At 61.4% G+C, this 22,135-nt stretch carries 19 protein-coding genes and 5 tRNA genes; 10 read left to right on the top strand and 14 right to left on the bottom strand.

Annotated features, from left to right (window positions below):
- Nucleotides 1–69: 69 nt before the first annotated feature.
- From DN745_RS03985 to DN745_RS03975, 3 genes are all read right to left on the bottom strand, one after another.
- Nucleotides 70–504, bottom strand: coding sequence for a hypothetical protein (locus DN745_RS03985; protein ID WP_111332388.1), 435 nt, complete (start codon nt 502–504; stop codon nt 70–72).
- A gap of 127 nt (nt 505–631) precedes the next feature.
- A complete protein-coding gene (locus tag DN745_RS03980) occupies nt 632–1,075 on the bottom strand; it encodes a tetratricopeptide repeat protein (protein WP_111332386.1) in 444 nt (147 codons plus the stop codon).
- Between the two features lie 79 nt (nt 1,076–1,154).
- Nucleotides 1,155–1,583 carry a hypothetical protein gene (locus DN745_RS03975; RefSeq protein ID WP_111332384.1) on the bottom strand — a complete coding sequence of 143 codons (429 nt, stop codon included), beginning with the start codon at nt 1,581–1,583 and terminating at the stop codon, nt 1,155–1,157.
- A gap of 430 nt (nt 1,584–2,013) precedes the next feature.
- Between DN745_RS03975 and DN745_RS03970 the strand changes: the two genes are divergently transcribed.
- Both DN745_RS03970 and DN745_RS03965 read left to right on the top strand, forming a co-directional pair.
- Nucleotides 2,014–2,520 carry a hypothetical protein gene (locus DN745_RS03970; RefSeq protein ID WP_111332382.1) on the top strand — a complete coding sequence of 169 codons (507 nt, stop codon included), beginning with the start codon at nt 2,014–2,016 and terminating at the stop codon, nt 2,518–2,520.
- Nucleotides 2,521–2,522: 2 nt separating this feature from the next.
- Nucleotides 2,523–4,955 (top strand): outer membrane protein assembly factor BamB family protein, encoded by a 2,433-nt coding sequence (locus DN745_RS03965; RefSeq protein WP_111332380.1) that lies wholly within the window; start codon nt 2,523–2,525, stop codon nt 4,953–4,955.
- 23 nt (nt 4,956–4,978) lie between these two features.
- Here DN745_RS03965 and DN745_RS03960 read toward each other — a convergent pair whose 3' ends face one another.
- A complete protein-coding gene (locus DN745_RS03960) occupies nt 4,979–5,719 on the bottom strand; it encodes a metallophosphoesterase family protein (RefSeq protein WP_111337534.1) in 741 nt (246 codons plus the stop codon).
- Nucleotides 5,720–5,908: 189 nt separating this feature from the next.
- Nucleotides 5,909–8,590, bottom strand: coding sequence for a CpXC domain-containing protein (locus DN745_RS03955; protein WP_111332378.1), 2,682 nt, complete (start codon nt 8,588–8,590; stop codon nt 5,909–5,911).
- Between the two features lie 426 nt (nt 8,591–9,016).
- Between DN745_RS03955 and DN745_RS03950 the strand changes: the two genes are divergently transcribed.
- Nucleotides 9,017–9,631 carry a tellurite resistance TerB family protein gene (locus DN745_RS03950; protein ID WP_111332376.1) on the top strand — a complete coding sequence of 205 codons (615 nt, stop codon included), beginning with the start codon at nt 9,017–9,019 and terminating at the stop codon, nt 9,629–9,631.
- 1 nt (nt 9,632) lies between these two features.
- A complete protein-coding gene (locus DN745_RS03945) occupies nt 9,633–9,890 on the top strand; it encodes a Trm112 family protein (RefSeq protein ID WP_111332374.1) in 258 nt (85 codons plus the stop codon).
- 20 nt (nt 9,891–9,910) lie between these two features.
- Here the strand turns inward: DN745_RS03945 and cysE are convergent, their stop codons facing one another.
- From cysE to DN745_RS03930, 3 genes are all read right to left on the bottom strand, one after another.
- Complete coding sequence (cysE, locus tag DN745_RS03940; protein WP_239497566.1) at nt 9,911–10,768, bottom strand: serine O-acetyltransferase; 858 nt, start codon at nt 10,766–10,768, stop codon at nt 9,911–9,913.
- A 65-nt stretch (nt 10,769–10,833) separates the two neighbouring features.
- Nucleotides 10,834–11,760 (bottom strand): cysteine synthase A, encoded by a 927-nt coding sequence (gene cysK / locus DN745_RS03935; RefSeq protein WP_111332370.1) that lies wholly within the window; start codon nt 11,758–11,760, stop codon nt 10,834–10,836.
- Nucleotides 11,760–13,691: a bifunctional homocysteine S-methyltransferase/methylenetetrahydrofolate reductase gene (locus DN745_RS03930; protein ID WP_204355083.1), complete on the bottom strand. Its 1,932-nt coding sequence runs from the start codon at nt 13,689–13,691 to the stop codon at nt 11,760–11,762. The genes cysK and DN745_RS03930 overlap by 1 nt, the downstream gene beginning before the upstream one ends.
- A 330-nt stretch (nt 13,692–14,021) precedes the next feature.
- On the opposite strand from DN745_RS03930, the gene queD reads away from it, so the two are divergent.
- Entirely contained in the window at nt 14,022–14,384 is a 363-nt protein-coding gene (gene queD, locus DN745_RS03925; protein ID WP_111332368.1) for a 6-carboxytetrahydropterin synthase QueD, read from the top strand.
- Nucleotides 14,385–14,486: 102 nt separating this feature from the next.
- On the opposite strand, the gene DN745_RS03920 is transcribed toward queD, so the two are convergent.
- On the bottom strand, nt 14,487–14,915 hold the full coding sequence (locus tag DN745_RS03920) for a hypothetical protein (protein WP_111332366.1): 429 nt from the start codon (nt 14,913–14,915) through the stop codon (nt 14,487–14,489).
- A gap of 468 nt (nt 14,916–15,383) precedes the next feature.
- Between DN745_RS03920 and DN745_RS03915 the strand changes: the two genes are divergently transcribed.
- The 5 genes from DN745_RS03915 to DN745_RS03895 all read left to right on the top strand — a co-directional run bounded on the left by DN745_RS03915 (nt 15,384) and on the right by DN745_RS03895 (nt 16,010).
- Nucleotides 15,384–15,456: transfer RNA gene (locus DN745_RS03915), tRNA-Lys, on the top strand.
- 1 nt (nt 15,457) lies between these two features.
- Nucleotides 15,458–15,532 (top strand) — tRNA-Glu (locus DN745_RS03910).
- A gap of 105 nt (nt 15,533–15,637) precedes the next feature.
- Nucleotides 15,638–15,710 (top strand) — tRNA-Lys (locus tag DN745_RS03905).
- A gap of 48 nt (nt 15,711–15,758) precedes the next feature.
- Nucleotides 15,759–15,833 (top strand) — tRNA-Glu (locus tag DN745_RS03900).
- Nucleotides 15,834–15,937: 104 nt separating this feature from the next.
- A tRNA-Lys gene (locus tag DN745_RS03895) sits at nt 15,938–16,010 on the top strand.
- Nucleotides 16,011–16,179: 169 nt separating this feature from the next.
- Here the strand turns inward: DN745_RS03895 and tyrS are convergent.
- The 5 genes from tyrS to DN745_RS03870 form a co-directional block, all read right to left on the bottom strand.
- The gene (gene tyrS / locus DN745_RS03890) at nt 16,180–17,517 is read right to left on the bottom strand and encodes a tyrosine--tRNA ligase (RefSeq protein ID WP_111332364.1); all 1,338 of its coding nucleotides are present in this window, start codon (nt 17,515–17,517) and stop codon (nt 16,180–16,182) included.
- Nucleotides 17,518–17,572: 55 nt separating this feature from the next.
- A complete protein-coding gene (gene rny, locus DN745_RS03885; RefSeq protein WP_111332362.1) occupies nt 17,573–19,267 on the bottom strand; it encodes a ribonuclease Y in 1,695 nt (564 codons plus the stop codon).
- Nucleotides 19,268–19,327: 60 nt separating this feature from the next.
- Nucleotides 19,328–19,963 carry a 5-formyltetrahydrofolate cyclo-ligase gene (locus tag DN745_RS03880; RefSeq protein ID WP_162687436.1) on the bottom strand — a complete coding sequence of 212 codons (636 nt, stop codon included), beginning with the start codon at nt 19,961–19,963 and terminating at the stop codon, nt 19,328–19,330.
- A gap of 265 nt (nt 19,964–20,228) precedes the next feature.
- Nucleotides 20,229–20,657, bottom strand: a complete 429-nt coding sequence (locus tag DN745_RS03875; protein WP_239497583.1) for a cell division protein ZapA — start codon at nt 20,655–20,657, stop codon at nt 20,229–20,231.
- 273 nt (nt 20,658–20,930) lie between these two features.
- Nucleotides 20,931–21,935, bottom strand: coding sequence for a sulfurtransferase (locus DN745_RS03870; protein WP_204355082.1), 1,005 nt, complete (start codon nt 21,933–21,935; stop codon nt 20,931–20,933).
- Nucleotides 21,936–22,135 lie beyond the last annotated feature (200 nt).

Below are 22,135 nucleotides of genomic sequence, written 5' to 3'. Positions count from 1 at the left end.
GATAGCCCGCAGCGAAGTCGAATACAAGTTTGTCCGAGCGCGACCAGGCGCCCGCCGGGTCCGCTTGCCTCAAGCCAACTCACGCGCCGCAAGCACGAGCAAATGCTCGATGCTCTCTCGAAAATTAGGGTCGCTCACGAGGCTCGCGTTTAGCGTCTTCAAAATCTGGTCGGCCTGGCCGGCAGGCACCGGACCGCTGAAACGATGCTCAACGATGGTCTGCACGACCGCGATGCATAATTGTTCTTCGCTGCCGAAGTCTCCGTTTATCGCGTCGGCGCACAGCTTAAGCAACCCACGCTGGACCGGACTTTCCAGATGCGCCCAGGGCTCTGCGTTCGACGAGGTCGGCGAAGGCGCGTCGACGGCGGCGCTTTTGGCCGCTCCCCCTGCCCCGGCGACCTCATCCACGCCTGCGGGAGCTTCACTGACAAGCGCCTCCTGATACGCGCTCTCTATACGCTCAAAAAGCCCCCCCGCCGCCTTGCTATCACCGATATTCATTAGTGAACCTTGTGTCACGGGCTGCGTTGTCTCCAACAGCGTCTTCTCTACAAATGCTTCAAGTTAAAAGTGAATTCCCAAGATCTCACGACACATACCGGCATCGCCTCCGCAGCCCCCGCACAGCCTAGGAGATATCAGCGACCAGCGGGGGCGGAATCACATCCTGGGCAACCGAGCTCCAGACCTGCACCAATTCATCGCGAAACTCGAGCAGCGCATCGGTCAGCGGCAGCTTATCGAGCTCGCTGAGCGCGCGCTGCGCGGCCGCGGAGCGCCCGTCCAAAAAGCAGGCTTCGGCGAAATAAAGCCAGGCCAGCGGATATTTTGGGTGCCGACGGGTGACCGCGCGCAACGTGCCCAACGCGTCGCCCACCCGCCCCACCGACATCTCGAAGCTCCCCTTGAGCGTGGGCGCGAGCGGATGCTTGGGGGCGAGCCGGGCGGCCGTATCGCACGCGTCGATGGCCTCCTGATAGCGGCCAAAACTAAGAAAGAGATAGGCCTGCTTTAAAGAGTCCTGTGCCGAAGCCTGCATTTCTAACGTATCTTGAGCTGCATCCATCATCATCTCCGTGGTTTCCAGTTATAAGCCCATTTCTCCCAACGCCCCGAAAAAACCTATCGTAATCTCTAAACACAACCCGGAATTAGACACGCATATTATTGATCGCCGCCTTGGCGGTATCGTGGCGCGCTTTAAGCAGATTGGACATCGTCGAGAAGTGACGATTCTCCGACTGCATCGACTGCTGCAGATGCATATATTGCAGATTAAAGACCTGATTATCCTCCTGCATCGCCCACATCTCATCGAGCTGCTCGCCGCGCCCACCGCCCAGCCCGGCCGGGGCGTCTGAGCTCACCCCGCGCAGCCCATTGGCCGCGATCTTGATAAGCTCCCCGCCCGGCAGCACCGGCGCGACCGCGGCCAGGCCGGCGAGCGCTCCATCGGCGATCGTCCCCATCAATTTACCGAATCCCGAGCCGCCACCTGAGCCTTCGGACTGCTTGGCCTGCGCGTGATGGATCGCCCCGGAGTTCATGCGATTCGGATTAATACCGTTCATATTGCTCATCTTACCCTCATGGATATCGAAGAAAATTAAGGCGTGCGAGCCCGAAACATCAAAAGACCCACAATATTGTTTTCGACAATATTGCGATTTTGTTGCGCCTAAAATCCTCCCCAGAGCAGCACCTCGCCCAACAAACAGCGCCAACCCATTGAATTCAAAGCACTTTCCCCACACCCAAATAATCCACAATATTTGCGTCAACTGCGCAATTTCTGTTCCCAGACCCGACCTTTCCCCGGGCGGCCTTGCGTCAATGGGCCCCTCATTCCTATGATTGGAGAGCGAAATCTGGCCCTATTTTTTTCCGGCACCCCGCCCCACCGGGGGGTCAATTGGCCGGAATGAATCAGGCACCCCAAAAGTTAGTCCACCGCCCCCCGAGACCCGGCTCACAAGCCGCCGGGCTATGAGCACATCTGGAGCTAAATCGATGGCAAATACAAAGCGAATGCAGGCACCGACGCGCACGGATAACAAACTTTCAATCCGCTGCGCTGACTTGGATATTGAGCTCAATGGCAGCGCCACCGAGGTTAAACGGGCCTATCGCTTATTGCGCACTCAACTCACGGAGTTGTTCTATAATACGATCCACGCCGAGCGCGGCCCCGAGGACAAGACCCTGCAATTGCGCCAGGAAGATCTCGTGGAGATAGGGGCCATCCCGGCGCCCGCCCCAGCCCCAGCCCCAGCCGCGGTCTCGGACAACTTCTTTAATATGGTGCTTTGCGAAGAGACCCACCGCAAAGTCTACCTGATCGACGACAACCGGTTTGAGAATAGTTTTTTGGGTAAATCACTGGTCATCGAGCCAATCGCGAAGGTCTATGTTGATGCCAAGATCGAGTCGCGCGTGCGCTCGAGCTTGGATCTAGGCTCCACCCTGTGGCGCCAAATCACGCCGGCTGGAAAAGCGGCAATGTTCAAAGGTGAGTAACTATGGCGTCTGCTGAGATCATCGTTGGCCGGCATTGGAAAAATGACGTTCAATTCCTAAAAAACCTGCGCCGCCACCACCGGTTCCACTCGGAGCTCGATCTCACCGAGATTCGCGACATCATCGATATCGTGCTCGACGGCATCAATATCACCAGTCATGTCGCCGAGGAGAGCATCTTCGGGGTGCTCAACGGCCTGCTCGACGCGGTGGCGCAACTCCTTGAGGGCAGATCCAGCAAGGCCATCATCGAATTTCATTGCGAACCCTGGGAGATGGTCTTGCAGCCGCGGGGTCACCAATTGCTGGTCTCCCTCTACGGCATCAACCGCCACCACCGGGTGCTGGCTCACGATATCGCGATCGGCATCGACACCTTCGTCGCGGCCCTCTCCAAGGCGGCGGAGACGCTGCTAAGCGACCTGTATCGCATCTCCGAGAGCTTCTCGACCGACACCTTCGTGCGCGCGTTCAGCGCGCGACTTGGGCGCATCCAAAATTATAAAAGACGCAACTTCCAGCATTCCCCGGCCAATAGCGACGCGGCGATGGGCATGCATCAAGGGGGCACGTCGAACCCGAGCGGATGGACGTTTAGCTACCGCTTTGACGCGGACTATCGGGGACTGCGAGGCTATTGCGGCGAGCACGATTTTGACCTGCACGCCCTGCTGTCTCCCGGCGAGATCGTCGCCGAAATCAACGGAGAAGTCGTCTCGCTAACGCCCGGAAACCCGGGGTATCCACTGCTCAGCGCGCACTCGCTGCTCAAGCGATGCCGCGAGGTGCTCAACCGCCTTGAGGCCTCCCAAGAAGACGCGTTTGAGTGTGCGGAACCCATCGGGCATCTGAACCTCGCGATCTTCGCCGACGGCAGTGACTGGACCCTGGAGATGGGCGTCGAGAGCCCGGACCATCCCGAAATCACGGTCCGGAGCACACCGCGCGAAGCGCTCGATATGATGCTCGCGGTCACCGAGCTCATCCTGGCCGACACGCTCGCCATCAATCCGCTGATGGAGCTCAATCATCGCTGGAGCGACCTCGACCAGGAGGCGCGTGAGCTGCGCGCGTGGTTCGAGGAGCTCTCCGGGAGCAACTCCTACCACGACGAACCGGAGCGTTTTATCGAGACGCTCGGCCATCTCCTGCCGCGCACCGCGCCGGCAGAGCCGCCGCCTGCGTTCCCCTGGGCGATCCGGCAGGTTCACGCGCTTTTTCCTCAGCCGGCCTGGCAATTTGGGGCGCCTCGCATCGAATTTTGCCAGATCAGCGCCTCCCGTGACACGCTGGTCGTGCCGACCTCCGACGGACTCTTCGCGCTGGGCATGGCGGACGGTCAGCCACAATGGAAGCGCGAAGACCTGGATATGGGGCGCTTAAGCCACCGCGTCCTGGATGATCGCGTGCTATTGGTCGAAGACGGGCGCGGCGTCGAGTCGGTCGACCTCAAAAGCGGCGAGTCGATCTTTGAGAATACCGCAGATGGGTTGAAGAACTGGCGGCGCCTGCTCGGCGCGGCCTCCTACGCCGCCGAGAACCGCCTGGTCGCCTGCGACGCCCAGGGGCGTGTGATGGGCCTGGCCAGCGACACCGGCGAGCTGCAGTGGAGCTTTAGTTCGGGGCACGGGCGCTTCGTGGGCGTCGACTTCTGGGGGCCCCTGGTGACCGCGGTGACCGGCGAGGGGTTCCTCTTCTGCGTCAACCCCATCGACGGCAAATTACTGTGGAAGATCCGGCTGGGCGGCCTCGCAGACGCGGCGCCCCAGGCACATCAGGGCCGCCTCTATGCACTCTCGCAGGACGCGCTTCACCATAAAATCACGGTCCACTCGATCTACCCATTCACCGGGCGAAGTGCCTGGCAATTGAGGCTCGACGGGGTCCTGACTCGCCCGGCGAGTTTCGTCGGGGATTGGATGATCCTGGCGGTCGAGCACCACGGACAACTGAGCCTGCGCGGCATCGATATCGAGCGCAGCGACCCACGGGTTGAGTGGACCCTCGACCTCTCAAGCGCGGGAATGGACGCCCCGACACCGGTGCTCGGCATCGAAGCGGGCACTTTTCGCGGCAAGAGCGGGGGCGCGTTGGGATTGGTCAAGACGGACCGCGCAGAGATCTCGTGCTTCGACGTCTCCAGCGGCGAGCTGCAGTGGCGCGCGAGCCCCGAGCAAGACACCTGGTTATTGCAGGGGAATATGGCGCTGGCGCGCATCGAAGACACGATCCTTGCCGTCGGCGAGCATGTCGAGTTGCGCGACCTCGAAAGTGGCCGTCTGCTGCATACCCTGGACCCGGCGGTCGTCGCGCCCGAATACGCGCTGGCGCGCGGTCGCCTGGAGATGATTCTGGGGACCCGCGGGGCGAACTCCGAGAGCGTTGATATGCTCAACGCCCTGCAGTTCAACCACTTTATCGCGCGGGTAAAATAGCCGACTTCGGGCCCGAAGTCGGTTCAGATTCCGAAGAAAAGACGCTTTGCGAAATCACTGGAGAGGTCCGACTCGAAGATCTTTCGCGCGGCGCTGCGAATATCGTATTCGCGGCGCTCGTAGCTAAAGGTCTTCGCCTCGGTGTCATAATAGCCGAAGCAGGCGCGATTATCGTTGTCACGCGGCTGGCCGACGCTGCCGACCGTCACGATATATTTGAGCTCGGGGTCGAACTCCAGAAACGGCGCGGTCGTCTCGACGGCGCCCTTTTCGGGGTGCAGGCTAAAGGATTTCGTCAGGTGGGAGTGGCCGATAAAGGTGACGTGCTGGAGCTCGTCGAAATGCGGAATGAGCTGATTTGCCTGGTGTAAATTGAAGACATAATCGAAGTCTTCGCGGTTAATTGGGGAGCCGTGGCAGAACTCGACGTCCTCCCAGACCTGCGAATAGGGCAAGGTGCGCAGCCACTCGTGCAGGGGCTCGCGCAGCTCGTTGGCGTGCCAGTCGAGCGCCTTTCGCGCGGCCTCGTAATAGAACGAATAGTCCATGCGCCCGCAGACGGCGGCGTCGTGATTCCCCAGAATGGTGTACTCGGTAAGATCGCGCACGATCTCTGCGCACTCGTTGGGGTTGGCGCAATACCCCACCACGTCGCCCAGGCAGACGTACATATCGACTTCGCGCTCGTCTTCCTCATAGGCCTTGACCACGGTGGTCAATGCCTCGAGATTGCTATGCACGTCACTAAAAATTCCGATAATCATGGTGGTTCGCTGCGTGGATTCGGCGTCGAAGGAGGCGAGGAGCCCAGCAGGCCAATGACAAATCGGCGTCATCGGCCGGGCCGCCCTCGCATAATCAACACCATCTTGTGGTGGAAAATCTATTTAATGAATCGAAACGCCGGCCAAATCGTGTCAACCCAGCGCCGCGGTCAATTCGGCGCCAGTGACTCAGGGTTTACTCTCGCGCGCCGCGGTGGCCGCGCGTCGTACCTCTTTGGCGCGATCCATGGCAAGTCTGGCGAGCAGGCCGGGGTAGAGTCGCTCCATCTCGACTAAAAGAACCGAGGTCGAGTCGTCGTGGCCGTCGGCCTTAATGGAGCGCTTCAGCTCCGGCAGCAGCGCCTCCCCGTATTTGGCAATAACCCGAGCCAGGTTGCGGACATTCCCGCAGCGCGCCGGGTCTCGGAATGCCGCGACGAGCGTGGGGATCGCCGGCTCACTGGCGATGCCTGCGAGCGCGCGCGCGCCGATATACGTCGCGCTGGGCCCGCCCGTCTTCAAGAGCTCGTGCAACCCGCCCTCTAATTTCTCGGCCTTGCCCTCGACAAAGCGGGCGAGCGCGGCGACCTCGGTCGCGGTCATCTGCTCGGCGCCGGCCAGCGCGGCCTCGGCCCCTTTTACGTCGAATCGCTCGACCAACATCTGTGCGGCTTCGAGACGACCGCTGGAGTCTTCGAGCAACAAGTTAAGGTCGTCAAAGGACATCTCCGAGAGGTCATCGAAGGTGTCGAGAAGCGCATCATCGGGGAGGAAATAAGTCACGCCGGTGGTCTCCGAGCGCCGGGCGACCAGCGGGGAGCTGAGCCCGAGCGACGGGTCGTGGTCGACCTCGCCGTGATTGATCTCCTCGAGTTCGAAGTCCTCATCGGAGGCATAGTCGACCTGGGGCACGCCGTCGGCCTCCGCGTCGTGATAATCCTGCGCGCGCTTCAGGCTCGCCTCGGCGAGCTCCAAGACGTCAGGGTCGAGCGTGTGGCCGACAGCCTCAGCCAGCCCCAGCAAGCCGTCCCAATTCTCCCACTCTTGCAGCGGATTGAGGTCGCTGTGGCGAAGGCCGACGCTGATCTCAACGAACTCGGCGACCAGACGCTGGGCCAACTCGACCTCGTCTTTGGCCAGTGACATCTCAAGCGCGAGCGCACGAAGCGCCTCGCCGATGCAGATACCCTGCTGGACCGCCCGGCGCACGACGCGCTTTTGAATCGCCTCGAATTGTCCCAGCGGAAAGGAGCGGTGAGCGAGCAAATAGTCGTAGCGCTCCGGCTCCGACCAGAAGCCCACGATGCCCGCGGCCAGGCTTAGCTCGGCCGGCGTGCTGGCGTCGGCGAAGCTATCGGCGGCGAAGTTGTGGCGCAGCAAGCCGAGGCGCTCAAAGCCCTCGGCGTTCCACATCTCGACCGAGCGCGCGTAGGCGCCCGACTCAAGCGCCGGATCATCGGAGGTCATCTCTTCGAAGCGCCCCTCGATTTGGCGCCGAATCCAGGCGAGGTTCTGATGCAACGGCGCGATGATCTCGTAGACCCCGTGGAGGTCGCCGGCCTCGTTATACAGCGCGACATGAAGCTCAACCTTTTCTTCGAGCTGCGCGACGATCTCCGAATCGTCTGGCGAAACCACATCGAGCGACCAGCCCACGCTGGCGGTGGCCTGGTCTTCGTCGTCGAGCGCGGTGAGCAGCAGACCAACAAAGGGATACGGCAGCGGCTCGGACTCAGCGCCCGGTTTTGCCGGCGGAGTCACGAAGGTTCCCTGCACAAAGAATGAAAGTTCATCGGACTCAAGCGCGTCGAGGGTTGCGTTGGGGACCTGCGCTTTGGCCACGACTCGCCGGTTAAAGACCTCGATTTCGGCGGCGGATTTGCCCTCGTATTTCTTGGCCACGCCAACGGCGTCGACCCGCGTGATGCAGGGCTTGAGGACCGCGTCCTCGTTCAACTCCGCCGGCATATCGCCCAGCGCGTAGCGGGTGTCCAAGATATTGGTCTTCTCGGAAGGCTCACTATAAAAACCCTCGCTGAGCTCCACCACGCCCTCGGTCTCCACGCTCTCGTAGATCTCTAGGAATTGGTCGTCGGTGACGACCTGGGTCGCCTCGACGGGCCCGGAGCGCGGCGCGGATTGCTCCAATTGCATCTGTTTTTGTTCGAGATTCAGGCTGGCGACCTGCAGCTCGGAGCGCAGCTCGCCGAGTTCGGCGCGCTCGGCGCTCAACTCCTGGTCAATCTCGTCCATGCGGGCGCGCTCGCGGTCGATCCGCTCGCGCACTTCGTCGAGCTGCTGGCGCTCGCGGGCGAGTTGCTCGCGCTCCTGCTCAACTTTGCTCCAGGCCTCTTCCAATTCGACGCGCGGCTGGGCGGGCGCGGCGACCGGCGCCCCGCCATCGGCGAGGAGCTGCTCGGGCGCCTCGGCGGACTTCGCCAGGTCGCGATTCTTGAGCCCGGCGAGCTGCTCGACGCCGTAAATGGTGCGCATATCGCGGATATAATCCGGCACGATATCGGTGACCCGGCCGAGGTCCTGTAGCACTTCGGCCCGAAGCTGGAACTCCTGGTGGCGCAAGGACTCGGGCAAAATAAGCGCGAAAACCTTATTCTTTTCATCATGATAGCGGATCGGCAGCGCCAACTCATAGGGCTCGTCTTCGCCGGGCCCTTCAACCTTGAATAACTCACCGGAGCGCAGCGCCTCCTCTAATTCAGGATCCGTGGCGACGTTGATGCAGCGAAAGACTTCGGCCCGAAAGACATCGCCCTGGCGGCTCGTAACCTGAATCGAGGTGCGCGCAGTTTGCGCGAATTCTTTGGCGGTGATGGGACCAGGTCCCACAGCGGAGTCGGTGCTGAAAGTCATCGATAATCCTTAAGAGCAAACGATTTGGAGGTCCTGCGACCCAGCCCAGGCGAGTCGGAGATCTGACGCCCGCCAGTTGAACGGCCACCGCGCGATATCCGCGCGGCGTGGCCTTCTGAGGCGAAAATGACGCGAACAGCTGTCATATTGCGCGCCGTTACATACCACGCGCCTTGAAATGGCATCAAGCAACGCCGGCGAGAAAAAATCGCTGCGCACTTGCGCGACACCGCCAAGCCAGAGAACGCAACTTATGCCGCCAGCCCGGCGAGCACCATGTAATTCTCGGCAATAAATCAAGCCGGGACATTTTAATCCCACGCCCTCTCATGCTAAAAGAAATCCGTTGCCAATGGATGGGGCGTTGGCCCCCGAATCAACCAAATATTATGTGGCTAAGAACCCACTTTTTTGCGGAGCACGACCATGTCGAACGAAGAAGACGATTATTTCAAAAAGCAAGACCTAGAGAAGATCGCTGCGGCCCGCCGCGAGGCCCAGATTGCGTCCATCCGTCAGCAGGAGCAAACCAACGTCCAGGTGGTGCTTAACACCAACGAAGATGTGGCCGCGGAGGCGCTCTCGCTCGGGTTTGACGGCGAGACGGCGCGCGTCCTGCCGCTGGTTCCCCTGATTCAGATGGCCTGGATCGACGGCAATGTCTCGCGAAAGGAGCGCGAGCGCCTTAACTCGCTCGCCGAAGGTTTCGGCATCCACCAGGACTCGCCGGCCGGCCAATTCCTGGAGCTTCTGATCAATGAGCGCCCCTCCGACCTGTTCTTTGGACGGGTCACTCAGGTGGTCGCGCGCATGATCAACGAAGACCCGAATCATTGGAAGTCGGAGTCGATTATCGCGCTTTGCCGCGAGATCGCCGAGACCTCCGGCTCCTTCTTCAGCCTGCGCGACCCGATCAACGACGAGGAGCGCGAGCTGCTCGACGCGTTCGCGGCGTATTTCGGCGTCGCCGACAAAACCACCGCCGACATCATCGTCAAAGACGAGGTCGCCGCGGACAGCGCTACGGGCGAGGAGAATTGAGATGGTGAATTTTAAGCCGATGACGCGCATTTACCGCTGCCCGGAAACCCACCAGACGCTCAGCGAGCTCGATGATGAGAACCTGCGCAAGGTCAACGAGGCGGTGCGCGCGGGTGCGCTTAAAAACCATGCGGGCAACACGGTTCAGCAGATCATCGACGGTGGTCTGCTCAGCGAAGACGAGCGGTTCATCTACCCGGTCAGGGACGGCGTCCCGAACCTTTTGATCGACGACCGCATCGCCTTCAGCGACATCTAAACCCCTGCAAATTCAGGGAATTAGCTGTCCTTTTTCGCCGCCACGAGCTTCGGGTCGACATCGTCCTGGAGCTCGTGGCGTTTTAGCATCTCGTCGAGCTCCTCGGGGCTCAAGTCGAGGAGCTTCTCAAGGCTCTCGACGCGTCCGCACAGGCGCTCAATTTGGCCGAGCAGGTCTTTGACGATGCGCTGAATCGGGTCGGGCAGCGCGGCGTGGTCCAGGTCCGGCACTCCGAGCGTACCGCAGCGTTTTTGCTGAGAGACCACCCGCCCCGGAATACCCACCACCGTGGCGCCCTCGGCCACGTCCTTGATGACCACCGAACCACTGCCGACGCGCGCGCCATCGCCGATCCGAAGATCCCCGAGGATGCACGCGTTACTCCCGACGGTGACGCCCTTTCCGAGCGTCGGGTGGCGCTTGGTGCGCGCGAGTGAGGTCCCGCCGAGCACCACCCCCGCATAGATCAGGCAGTCATCGCCGACCACGGCGGTCTCGCCGATGACGATCCCCATGCCGTGGTCGATGAAGACGCGCCGGCCGATCTGGGCGCCGGGGTGAATCTCGATGCCGGTATAATGGCGGCCCACGTGTGACAGCAGGCGCGCGCGCAGCCACTGCCCGTCATTCCACATCTGGTGGGCGATGCGGTGCAGCCAGACGGCGTGCAGCCCCGGATACGCCAGCACTACCTCCAATTGGCTGCGGGCGGCGGGGTCGGCGCGGCGCACCGCGCGAATATCCTCGAGCGCCTCGCGCAATAATCCGCGCGCGCCGACCGGCTGGATGCTCGGCGGCGTGACCTTCGGGGTCTGCGCCTTGCGTGCGGCGGCTTTGGCCTTGGCCTGGATGATTGCTTTCGCTCTTTTATCAGTCACGCTCGTGCTCATTCGGTGTCCAGAATTGTGAGCGCAAGGCCCTGAAGGGCCAACGCGCTCGTGGCTTATAGGCCGCGAAATAAAGGTGTTGAAAGGTAGCGCTCGCCGGAGTCGCATAGGATCGTCACGATGCGCTTTCCGTGAAAGTCGGGGCGATGCCCCATGCGAATCGCGCCGAGCACATTGGCCCCGGAGCTTATGCCGACGAGCATGCCCTCTTCGACCGCGATTCGCCGAGCCATTTCGGCGGCCTCGTCATTGTCGATCTGGATGACGTCGTCAAGAAGGTCGGTGTCGAGGATGCCCGGGACGAAGCCCGCGCCGAGGCCCTGAATCTTATGGGGCCCGGGCTTTCCGCCCGACAACACCGGGCTGCCGGTTGGCTCAATCGCGATGGCGCGAAAGTTCGGATTCTTGGCCTTGAGCGCCCGCGCAATCCCGGTGATGCTCCCGCCGGTACCAACACCGGTGACGATCGCGTCGACATTGCCATCGCAATCAGCCCAGATTTCCTCGGCCGTCGATTTCACGTGGGCGTCCGGGTTTGCCTGGTTCTCGAATTGCTGCAGCGTGAACGCGTCGCCGAGCTCTTCGACGAGCTCGTGCGCCCGCGCGATCGCCCCGGGCATCCCGGACGCTCCGGGCGTTAGCTCAAGGCCCGCACCCAGCGCTTTTAGCAGCGATCGGCGCTCCAAACTCATCGTGTCGGGCATGGTCAGAATCAGCTTATAGCCGCGCGCCGCGCACACAAACGCCAGCGCGATGCCGGTGTTGCCGCTGGTCGGCTCGACGATGGTCGTATTCGGGCCGATCTTCCCCTCGGCCTCGGCGCGCTCGATCATATTCTTGCCGATGCGGTCCTTGACGCTGCCGGCCGGGTTAAAAAACTCGGCCTTGACCAGGATTTCCGCGGGGCAATCACCCACGACGCGGTTCAATCGAATCAGGGGCGTGCGCCCCACCAACTCAACAATATCATTATAAATAGGCATCACTTTACCTCGGGGTAACCGGGAATCGATTGCAGGATTTCGAGGGCGCTCTCATAGCGACCAAAGGGCGGCATGATATAGGCGCCGACGACGCGATCTTTGACTTGCTCTAAAATTTCCTGGGCGATCTTTACGCCCTCGGCGCGCGCCTTCGGGCCGCTGCCGGCCTCTTTCATGCGCTGGCGAATCCCGTCGGGAACCGCCATGCCGGGGACCTCGTTATGCAAAAACTCCGCGTTTCGATGGCTCGCCAGGGGCAAAAGCCCGACGAGCACCGGCAGCTCGAGGTGGGCGATATCCTCCAGAAACTTCTCGAGCACGCGGTGGTCATAGACCGGCTGGGTCATGATGAAGTCGGCGCCGGCCGCCTTCTTATGCTCCAGGCGCCGGATCTCGCGCTCATAGTCCTGAGCTGCGGGCTCGGCGCCGCAGGCGCACCAAAAATGCGTGGTCTCACCGACCGATTTACCCGCCGGATCCAGGCCGCGGTTGAAGTTCGAGATCATGCGCAGCATCCCGACGCTGTCGAGGTCGAAGACCGCGGTGGCGTGCGGATAATCGCCCACCTTGGGCGGGTCGCCGGTGACCACGCACAGGTTGTGCAGCCCGAGCACATGCAGGCCGAGCAGGTCGGATTGCAGGCCCAGAAGATTGCGGTCGCGGGCGCAATAATGAACGATCACCTCACAGCCGGCGTGTTTGCGGGCGAGCGCGGCGAAGACGCCGTTATTCATACGCACCGAGGCGCGCGGGCCATCGGCGGTGTTGATGACATCGACGCCGCCGGCCATCAGCATCTTCACCGACTCGATCGTATCCTGAATGCGCAGCCCCGCGGGCGGATTGACCTCGACGCTGACCACGAAATTATCCCGACTCAAGGGCGGTCGCTCACCCGGCGCCGCGAGGACGCGCTCGCGCTGGGCGCGCAGGATTTTGGCCGCCAGATCGCTTCGCTCGGCGGGGGCGACCGGCTCCATCTCGGGCTCAGCGGGGGAGTCCACGCGCTCGACGCGCGCCATCTCGACCTGAACGCGCCCCGAGCCCATCATCCGCGCGGCGGCGGCGACCTGGCGGATATGCTCCGCCCCGGTGCCGCAGCACCCACCGACGATGCGCACGCCGAGCTTGAAAAAGCGGCGCGCGTACACCCCGAAATACTCCGGGGTCGCCATATAAACGAGACGCTCTTCGACCTTACGCGGATACCCCGCGTTGGCCTGAGCGGCGACCGGCACGCCGTGGCCGACCATCTGCTCGACCACGTCGAAGAGCACCTTCGGCCCCTCCATGCAATTCGCCCCGATGACGTCGGCGCCCCATTGCTCCAGGAGCATCGCCACGCGGTCGGGCTCGGCGCCGTCGCCGGTCTTCATCTCGGAGTCAAACGCCATGGTGGCCACGATCGGCAAATCACACACCGCGCGCGCCGCCTCGATGGCGATGCGCATCTCGCTGAGCTGGCGGAAGGTCTCCAGCACGATCAGATCCGCGCCGGCCCTGGCCAGCGCGTCGATCTGCTCGCTAAAAGCCGCGCGGATCTCGTCGAGCTCCACGTCGGTGAGCATCGTCGGGGTCAAGCCGGTCGGCCCGACCGAGCCGGCCACAAACGCGGTGTCGCCCGCGACCTCGCGCGCCAACTCGACCCCGGCGCGGTTGATGGCCTCGACCTTATCTTCGAGCCCGTGGCGGCTTAGTTTGATGCGGTTGGACGCGAAGGTATTGGTCGTCAAGACATCCGCCCCGGCCGCCAGATACGCCCGGTGCACGCTGCGCACCATATCCTGGCGCGTCAGGTTGGCGTCATCGAAGGAGCGGTTGATATAAATCCCGCGCTCATAGAGCTGCGTGCCGATCGCCCCGTCGAATACCACGGGCCGCGCGTTCACGACCTCCATAAACGCCTGTTTATTCTTCTTCGCACTGCTCATCGGAGGCCTTTGCACCGGAAAATTTGCCGCATCTACTTATAAAGCACGTCTTCGCAACACCCCCGCCCGAAACTCAGGCGGGACAGGCGCGCGCCCTCTCTTATCGGAAGGGCCGCCTCGATTGCAATCCTTTCGGCGGGTTGTTGCATCCCATACGGGCTGCTATAGGAGCACAGGCGCGCTTTGGACTTTTCGCGCTTATTACACATACGGGCGCCCACCCAACACGCCCCAAAATCCGTTCATTCCTAACACACCTTGCAATATATCGAGCCCAGCGATTCGCCTCACCGGCGCGCCCCGCGATATAGCCCACAGAGGAACTAGCAAATGATTGTCGAATTAAAGAAGAAGTTCACCTTCGAAGCCGCCCATTGCCTGCCGAATACTCCTCCCGGGCATAAATGTCGCCGCCTGCACGGGCACTCGTATACCATCGAGATCGAGGTCAAAGGGGAGGTCGGCGAAGAGAGCGGCTGGCTGATCGACTTCACGGATATCAAAGAGGCGTGGCAGCCGCTGCACGCCGAGCTCGACCACTATTATCTCAATGAGATTGAAGGCCTGGAGAATCCGACCTCGGAAGTATTGGCGGGTTGGATCTGGAAGCGCCTGGCGCCGACGCTGGAGTATTTGAGCGCGGTCACGGTCCACGAGACCTGCACGTCGTCGTGCACCTATCGCGGGGAGTGATCTTCGCCTGCCCGCACCCGCAACGCCTGGCCGCCCCATTGCCTCGGGGTCGGCCGGGGTTGCGCCCCGCCTGACTCCGCCGCGCCCCCACTATCATTCGCGTTAAATCGCCCCGTCGGTATGCTCGGAGGACGCGCGTCGTCGCCCTTCGAGGCTCGGCGCGTGCGGCCGTTCTTGGCCGGCGCGGTAGACCCGCGCGCGGTTGAGCCGATCTTCGCGCGCGAGCAAGGGGTGAAGCAGCTCTCCTTCGGGCAACGCCAGCGCCGCGGCGCCTTCTTCTTCGCCCGTGCCCCCGCGCTCCATGCGCGCGGCGTAGGCGTGGACATACTCTTCCTGTCGCGCGCTCAACAGCAACCCCACCGCCGCGCCGAGGGAGCACAGCCCCACCGCCACCGCGAAGGTGGCCCCGAAGGAGTTCATCGCCGTGAAGAAAACGTAGGCCGCGCAGACCATGGTGAGCAGCACCGCCGACACCGCCCCGAGCAGGCGCATACGCACACCGCGCAGCGCGACCTCGGAGTCCACGATCATCGGAGAGTAGTCGCTTGAGCACCGCTGATCGCGCCGCCTCGCCCGCCGCCGCCTGCGCCTTGCGGGCAAAGAATCGCGCGTGTCCCTCCAGCGTCTTCCCTTCGATGAGCGTGCCATGATCTCCTACCACCATCACAGGTTGATTTTATTACCTCGACGCCCCGGCGCCTGACCAAAGTCAGCCCAAAAGATCGTCGTCAATCAATCTATCAAATCAGAGCTCTTTCTACAAAATAGACACCCTCGGCCAAATCAGAAGCCCCATAAATTATTGAAAGCACTGAGTTTTCCGACCCACCCCTCCCCACCGGCGCGCGGGTCCACGAACGATGAATCAAAATCTATCGGGAAAAAGATAAAATACTTGTTGACAGCAACCGCCTTCGTACTTATAAACGCCGTCCTGCTGGCAACACTGCCTGCAGGAACGAAGCTAACAGCGAGTCTTTTTGACTTTAAAGTTACTTCGGGCCGTTAGCTCAGTTGGTAGAGCAGCAGACTTTTAATCTGCGGGTCGTAGGTTCGATTCCTACACGGCTCACGTCCCGTTCGTCTAGCTTGGTCCAGGACACCGGCTTTTCACGCCGGCGACACGGGTTCAAATCCCGTACGGGATACTCTTTGAGTATCGGGTCTTCGCAGCGCCCTTGAGGCGCTGCGATGGCCCAAATTTTTAAGCGCAGCCCTGTGACCCTGCGCTTAAAAGCACGAGCACCTCAGTTGGGCCGTTAGCTCAGTTGGTAGAGCAGCAGATTCTTAATCTGCGGGTCGTAGGTTCGATCCCTACACGGCTCATTGGTAAGCGCTCAAAGAAGGTCTTTGTAAACTTTTGATTCGCTTTGCGTCCCGTTCGTCTAGCTTGGTCCAGGACACCGGCTTTTCACGCCGGCGACACGGGTTCAAATCCCGTACGGGATACTCTTTGAGTATCGGGCCTTCGCAGCCCAAATTTAAGGCGCTGCGAAGGCCCATTTTTTTAAACGAAGCCCTGTGACCCTTCGTTTAATATCAAAGCAATGTTTGGGCCGTTAGCTCAGTTGGTAGAGCAGCAGACTTTTAATCTGCGGGTCGTAGGTTCGATTCCTACACGGCTCATTTTTAAAGCCCCTCCAAATCTCGATTTGGAGGGGCTTTTTCGTGCCCGGACTTCGACAAGATTCCTGGCTCGCCGGCAGACCGGGTAATTACCCCAAAAAAGGCCCGAGCGCGCCGATAAAGATATCGCGCGCTCGGGCCTTTTTTACGACTCAGAAACCGCCAGGCATCAATCCGTCACGCGAATGACGTGGTAGGATTTTTTGCCGCTGCGCAGCACCATCATCGACTCGCTGGCGAGGTCGGCGAGGGTGACCTGCTTCTCGGGGGCGTCGACCTTCTCGTTATTGATATATGCCCCGCCCTGCTTGATGAGGCGACGGGCCGCGCCGTTGGACTTCTGCAAGCCCGTGCGCGTCATCAGGTCGAGGATGCCAATGCCTTCGCCCTCGAACTCGGCGCGCGCAATCTCGGTCGACGGAATGTCGCCAAAGATCGACGCCAATTGGCGGTCCGTGAGCCCTTCGATCTTCTCGCCGAAGAGCATCTTCGAGGCCCGCACGGCGCCGTCGGCTTCCTCGGCGCCGTGGACCAGCGCGGTGACCTCCCAGGCGAGCTTCTTCTGGACCTGACCGCGGTTCTCGCCGGCGTCGATCTCGGCGATGAGCGCGTCGATCTCCTCCCTGGGCAAAAAGGTAAATAGGCGCAGCAGACCGGGGACGTCGGCGTCCTCGCGGGCCACCCAATATTGGTAGAATTCGTAGGGGCTGGTGCGCTCGGGGTTGAGCCACACCGCGCCGCCACCGGCGGTCTTGCCGAGCTTATTGCCCGAGGAGTCGGTGACCAGCGGGAACGTCATCCCGAAGGCCGCCTTGCTCAGCTTGCGCCGGATAAAGTCGGTGCCCGCGGTGATATTTCCCCACTGGTCGCTCCCGCCAATCTGCAGGCGGCACTTGCGCTGCTCATAGAGCTGGAAGAAGTCGAAGGCCTGGATCAACTGGTAGCTGAACTCGGTGAAGCTGATGCCCTGCTCGCGCTCCTCGATGCGCGAGCGCACCGAGTCCTTGGCCAACATCGCGTTGACCCGGAAATGCTTTCCGACCTCGCGCAAAAAGTCGATGAAGCTCCAGGGCTTGAGCCAATCGGCGTTATTGACGATCGGCACCTCGGCGCCGGCCTCGGCGACGCCCTCCCCGAGGGTCTCGGGGTGCATCTGGGCGGCGCGGTCCAGGATGGCCTGAAGCTGTGCCTGGATGCCCTTGACGTTCTCGCCGATGGCCTCTTCGCTGAGCAGATTTCGTTCCTCAGATTTGCCGCTCGGGTCACCGATCATGCCGGTCGCCCCGCCCACCAGCGCCATCGGCGCGTGCCCATGGCGCTTGAAGAACGCGAGCCCCAAAACCGGCAGAAGATGCCCGACGTGCAGCGAGGGACCGGAGGGATCGAAGCCGCAATAGAGCGCCAGAGGCCCCGCTTCCAGCGCCTCATCGAGGCCGTCATGGGTCATCTGCTGAATAAATCCACGCCACTGCAATTCCTGCAGGATGCTGCTCTTAAAATCGCTCATAAATCCTTCTTTCTTCTAAAAAAATAGACGGTTCGTCGCCTCCGACACGCGCGAATTATTTCGCGTAATCGACGGCTCGCGTTTCGCGAATCACGCAGACCTTCACCTGACCCGGATAGGTCAGCTCGTCTTCGATCTTGCGCGCGATATTTTTGCTCAACGCGTAGGCTTCGTTATCACTGACCTTGGAGCTCGAGACCATGACTCGAATCTCGCGGCCAGCCTGAATAGCGTATGTCTTCTCAACGCCATTAAAGTCCAGAGAGATCTTCTCCAGAGCTTCCAGGCGTTTGACATAGGTGCCCAAAATCTCGCGACGCGCGCCCGGGCGTGCCCCGGAGAGGGCGTCTGCGGCGATGACGAGGTGCGCGATGACCGAATTTTGCGGCTCATCATCGTGGTGAGCGGCGATCGCGTTGCGCACGATCTCGACTTCGCCGTGTTTTGCGGCGATCTCGGCGCCCACCAGGGCGTGGCTGCCCTCGCGCTCGTGGGTGAGCGCCTTGCCCATATCGTGGAGCAGGCCGGCGCGGCGGGCCAACTTCACGTCCACGCCGAGCTCATCGGCCATCAGCCCGCATAGGAAGCCGACCTCGATGGAGTGCGACCACATATTCTGGCCGTAGCTGGTGCGGTATTTAAGCTGGCCGAGCAGCTTGATGATCTCGGGGTGCAACCCGTGCACGCCGAGCTCAAACGCGGCCTGCTCACCGGCGTCTTTGATGACCTGGGCGATCTCTTGCTCGGTCTTCTCGACGACCTCCTCGATGCGCGCCGGGTGAATACGCCCGTCGGCGATGAGCTTCTCGAGCGACAGCCGCGCGATCTCGCGGCGCACCGGGTCAAAGCCACTGATGACGACCACCTCCGGGGTATCATCGACGATCACGTCCACGCCCGTGGCGGCCTCGAGGGCGCGAATATTTCGCCCTTCGCGGCCGATAATCCGCCCCTTCATGTCGTCGGAGGGGAGCTGGACGACCTTGACGGTACGCTCGGTCACAAACTCACCGGCGTAGCGCTGGACGGCCGTGGCGAGCACCTTGCGGGCGCGCTTGTCGGCCTCGTCGAGCGCGGCTTCTTCGAGCTCGCGCACCTTCTGGGTGGCCTCGGCGCGCGCCTCCACCAGGATGGTCTCGACCAGCTCGGCCTTGGCCTCCTCGGCGGTGCATCCGGCGACCTTTTCAAGCTCGGCGCTCACCCGCTCAAGCTCACGCGCGACGGTATCTTCGCGCTCGTTAATCTCCTTCTCGCGCGCGTTCAGGCGCTCTTCGCGCCCGGCGGCTTGCTGGTCGCGCTCGTCGAATTTATCGGCGCGCTGGTCCAGGCTCGCCTCGCGACTGCTCAAGCGTTGCTCGAGCTTTTGGAGCTCGGCGCGACGCGCCTTCAGCTCGGTATCGCCGGCCTTCTGGGCCTCTAATTTAATCGACTCGGCTTCAAGTTCTGCGCTCTTGTGCAGCGCCGCGGCGCGGCTCTCTGCTTCCTCAATTTTATGTGCAGCCTTCTCTTCTGCGGTCTGTCGGATCTCCTCGTCGTATTTTTCTTTTAATTCTCCACGAACCTCGCCGGTCAGCTCTTCGCGAAGCTCGGCTTCGACGCGTTTTTTGGTCTTCTCGACCGTCGTCGCGCGCAATTGCTCAAGCTTCGTCGTAAGTTGCGACTCCAGCGCTGCATCCGCTTTTCGACTGGCGAAGAAGAAGCCGGCGATGACGCCTAGGACCACTCCCACCAGTACAGCAGCTATATACATGCGTTGTTTCTCCTCAAGTTATAAAGCCCGGCGTCTTTTCGGATTTGAATGCTGCCATCCTCAAGAACCGGGCGGTATGAAGCGCGCGTCGGAGCACATAATGAGCTGCTCCTCGGTCACGATCATGTCCATTGTGATGTCATAGGATTCGACGGGGATCTTCCCGTCGACAAGTTGCCATTGGTAGCAAATGCCCACCAATAGCGGAGCCGAGGCTCGGGTTGAATCAGGTAATTTTTTTATCGATTCGAGCGCACGATCATAAAAGCCGCCCCCAAAACCAAGCCGACCTCCCTGCCGGTCAAACGCGACCCCAGGGATTAAGAAAACGTCGATCTCAGATTTCGGTGTGGGCGGCCCGACGGGCTCTAAAATGTCAAACGCCCCGGGCACCAAGGTGTCGAGGCGCTTCACGCGCACAAAATCAAGCGTATTGCCGTCGGCAACGCGCGGAAAATACAGCCAAATATCGCTCGCCAGGCGCGCGCGCAAATAGGCCGACAGGTCGGCCTCGTTTCGCATCGCGGCGTAACCCGCGATGCTATGAGCTGCCTGAATCGGCTCCACTTCGCCCAAGCGCTGACAGATCTTTGCAGATCGCTGACGGCACTCGTCGGCGTTTTGCGCGTCGCGGCGCGTCAAGTACGCGGCGCGTAGCGCTTTTTTTTCCGTGGTGGACGCAAGCTGTCCGGCCATGAGTCTGCCCATATATACGACACACGGGCGCTGCGGGTATTGCTCCCACATCACCCGACAATTGGCGACGAATCGGCGCTGGCAGGCAGTGCGAAAAGATTGTTTTGAGAGATACGCAGGCAGAGGAGTCGCCCTTTCACGCCGAAACGACGCGACGGACAACCCACTCGTTAAGCCTCATTTATGCGTAAAAATCGCTTTCGATAAAACCGTTTTCTTTTATAAAAAGGAAGAGCGCCGGGCCTGTTTTAACCCTGCACGAGCCTTATTCCTGGCTCGAAGCCTGGTCCAACAGACTGAACATGGTGCCGGTACACTCGGTAATTTCGTCTCTTAAACGATCTATTTCTTGCCGGGCGTCGAATAACTCCTCCGCCACGGTCATACTTGCCAGCATTAATAATTTGGAGAGCGGCGCAGACGGTGCCATCTTCTGCAATTCGGAGACTTTTTGATCGATATGATCTGCAAGACTCTCGACAAACGCGGCCTCATGGGTGGTGCGAATCGAAAGGCGTTGACCGCCAATTCGCACGTTATGAGACCGTGGGACTGGGGCGCGTTCTACGCCTCGCGTCGTACGCGATGCGCGGGCATCTACAGAATCATCGGACGAGGTTTGAGTCCCCATTCGATCTATATTTGAAACTTTCGATCCCTTTGATACCACGCCCAACCTCCCGGCAAAATCCATCAAGAACACATCTGTATATTCACTCCCCGCCGCGGCGGCTCAACCTCAAACCGCCACGCGAGCATCCTACTTATTGATGCCGGGATAACTTAGAACTGAGAGGCGATTTGATGCAAGCATGGTTTTGAGGCTTGACGGATTTCCGAACCCCTTCTGAGGTCGACTTGCGCCCCAAAACCGCGCCCAGAGAAGCGCCGGGCGCGATAAAATACACGCGCCCGGCATTTTTGTGTGCGCGCGCCGCCGGGCCCAAATCCCGGCAGCCCGCGAATATTATTTGTGCAGCGGATATTCGGCGGCGTCCTGGGCCGACCACTCCCACATCGACCCGGCGTAGTTGCGCGCGTTGGCGTACCCAAGGTGCTGCAAGATCACGACCATCCAGGCCGAGCGCACCCCGCCGGTGCAATAGGCCGCGACCTCGGTGGTGGGCTCAATGCCCAATTTGGCGAGCTTGGCTTTGATGGTGGCGGGGGGCAGCAGGCGGCCGTCGGCGGCAAAGAGTTCCTCATAATGCAGATGCTTCGCCCCGGCGACATGCCCGCCGCGCGACTCCCCATACGGCGTCTTCCCGGCGAATTCCCGCGCCTCGCGCGTGTCGAGCGCCACGAAATCCGCCTGCCCCAGCCGCGCCTTAAGCGCCTGGCGGTCGATATTGAGGTGATTCGGCTTTTTCGCCACAAAATCCCCCTTCTTCGCGTCCTCGGCGCCCGGCGAATGCACCGCCTTAAGCCCCGCCTTCTCCAGCGCCTTCTGCCCCCCGTCGACCATCGCGACCTTCGGGTGCCCCAGCGTCCGGAGCATCCACACGATTCGCCCGTCCTCGCCCCAATTATCGGGCGGATTGCCGACCACCAACACCGGTCGCGACGCCGATACGCCCAACGCCTGCAGCGCCTGAGTCAGCTCCCCCGCGCTCTTCAAGATGCCGCGCGTCTCGCGCTTGTCGGCCCGTGTAAAGTCGTCCCAGCTCACGCGCTGCGCCCCCGGCACATGGCCCTTGAGCCACTGGACCTTCCCCCGCGAATCCAAGACCGTCACCGACCCCTGGGCGATCAACGCCCGCGCCCGCGGCGCCTCGACGATCCAATCGTTCGAGCTCAGCGCCACCGCCTCGACCAGCGGCACGTCACTCGCCGACTGCGCCGGCGCCCCGGCCCAGGCACACCAGGTGGCGCAGAGCACAACGATGGCCGCCAATGGGGCGATTAATCTCAGACTTTTCAGCGGGTTCGCGCGGGTATTCATGGGGTCCTGGGTGGATGTGGATTCGACCATATCATAGTGGACCAGTAGGGATTGCTTTTCAAGTCGCGATTAGTGTTTGGCTCCAACTCCAGACACGTCCTCCCCCCCGGGCGGCCCCACCTGGCCGGCCAGAACAGGGCTGGGCGATAAACCCTGAAAAACCGGCGAACGATCAACCTGCATAATTGCTAATAAAATTCAACCAGTTAGCCACGATTTTCTAGCTCCTT

Source organism: Bradymonas sediminis, from assembly GCF_003258315.1.
GTDB classification, from domain to species: Bacteria; Myxococcota_A; Bradymonadia; order Bradymonadales; family Bradymonadaceae; genus Bradymonas; species Bradymonas sediminis.
The sequence above is the reverse complement of the archived record's forward strand: the minus strand, read 5'-3'. Positions and strand labels throughout refer to the sequence as shown.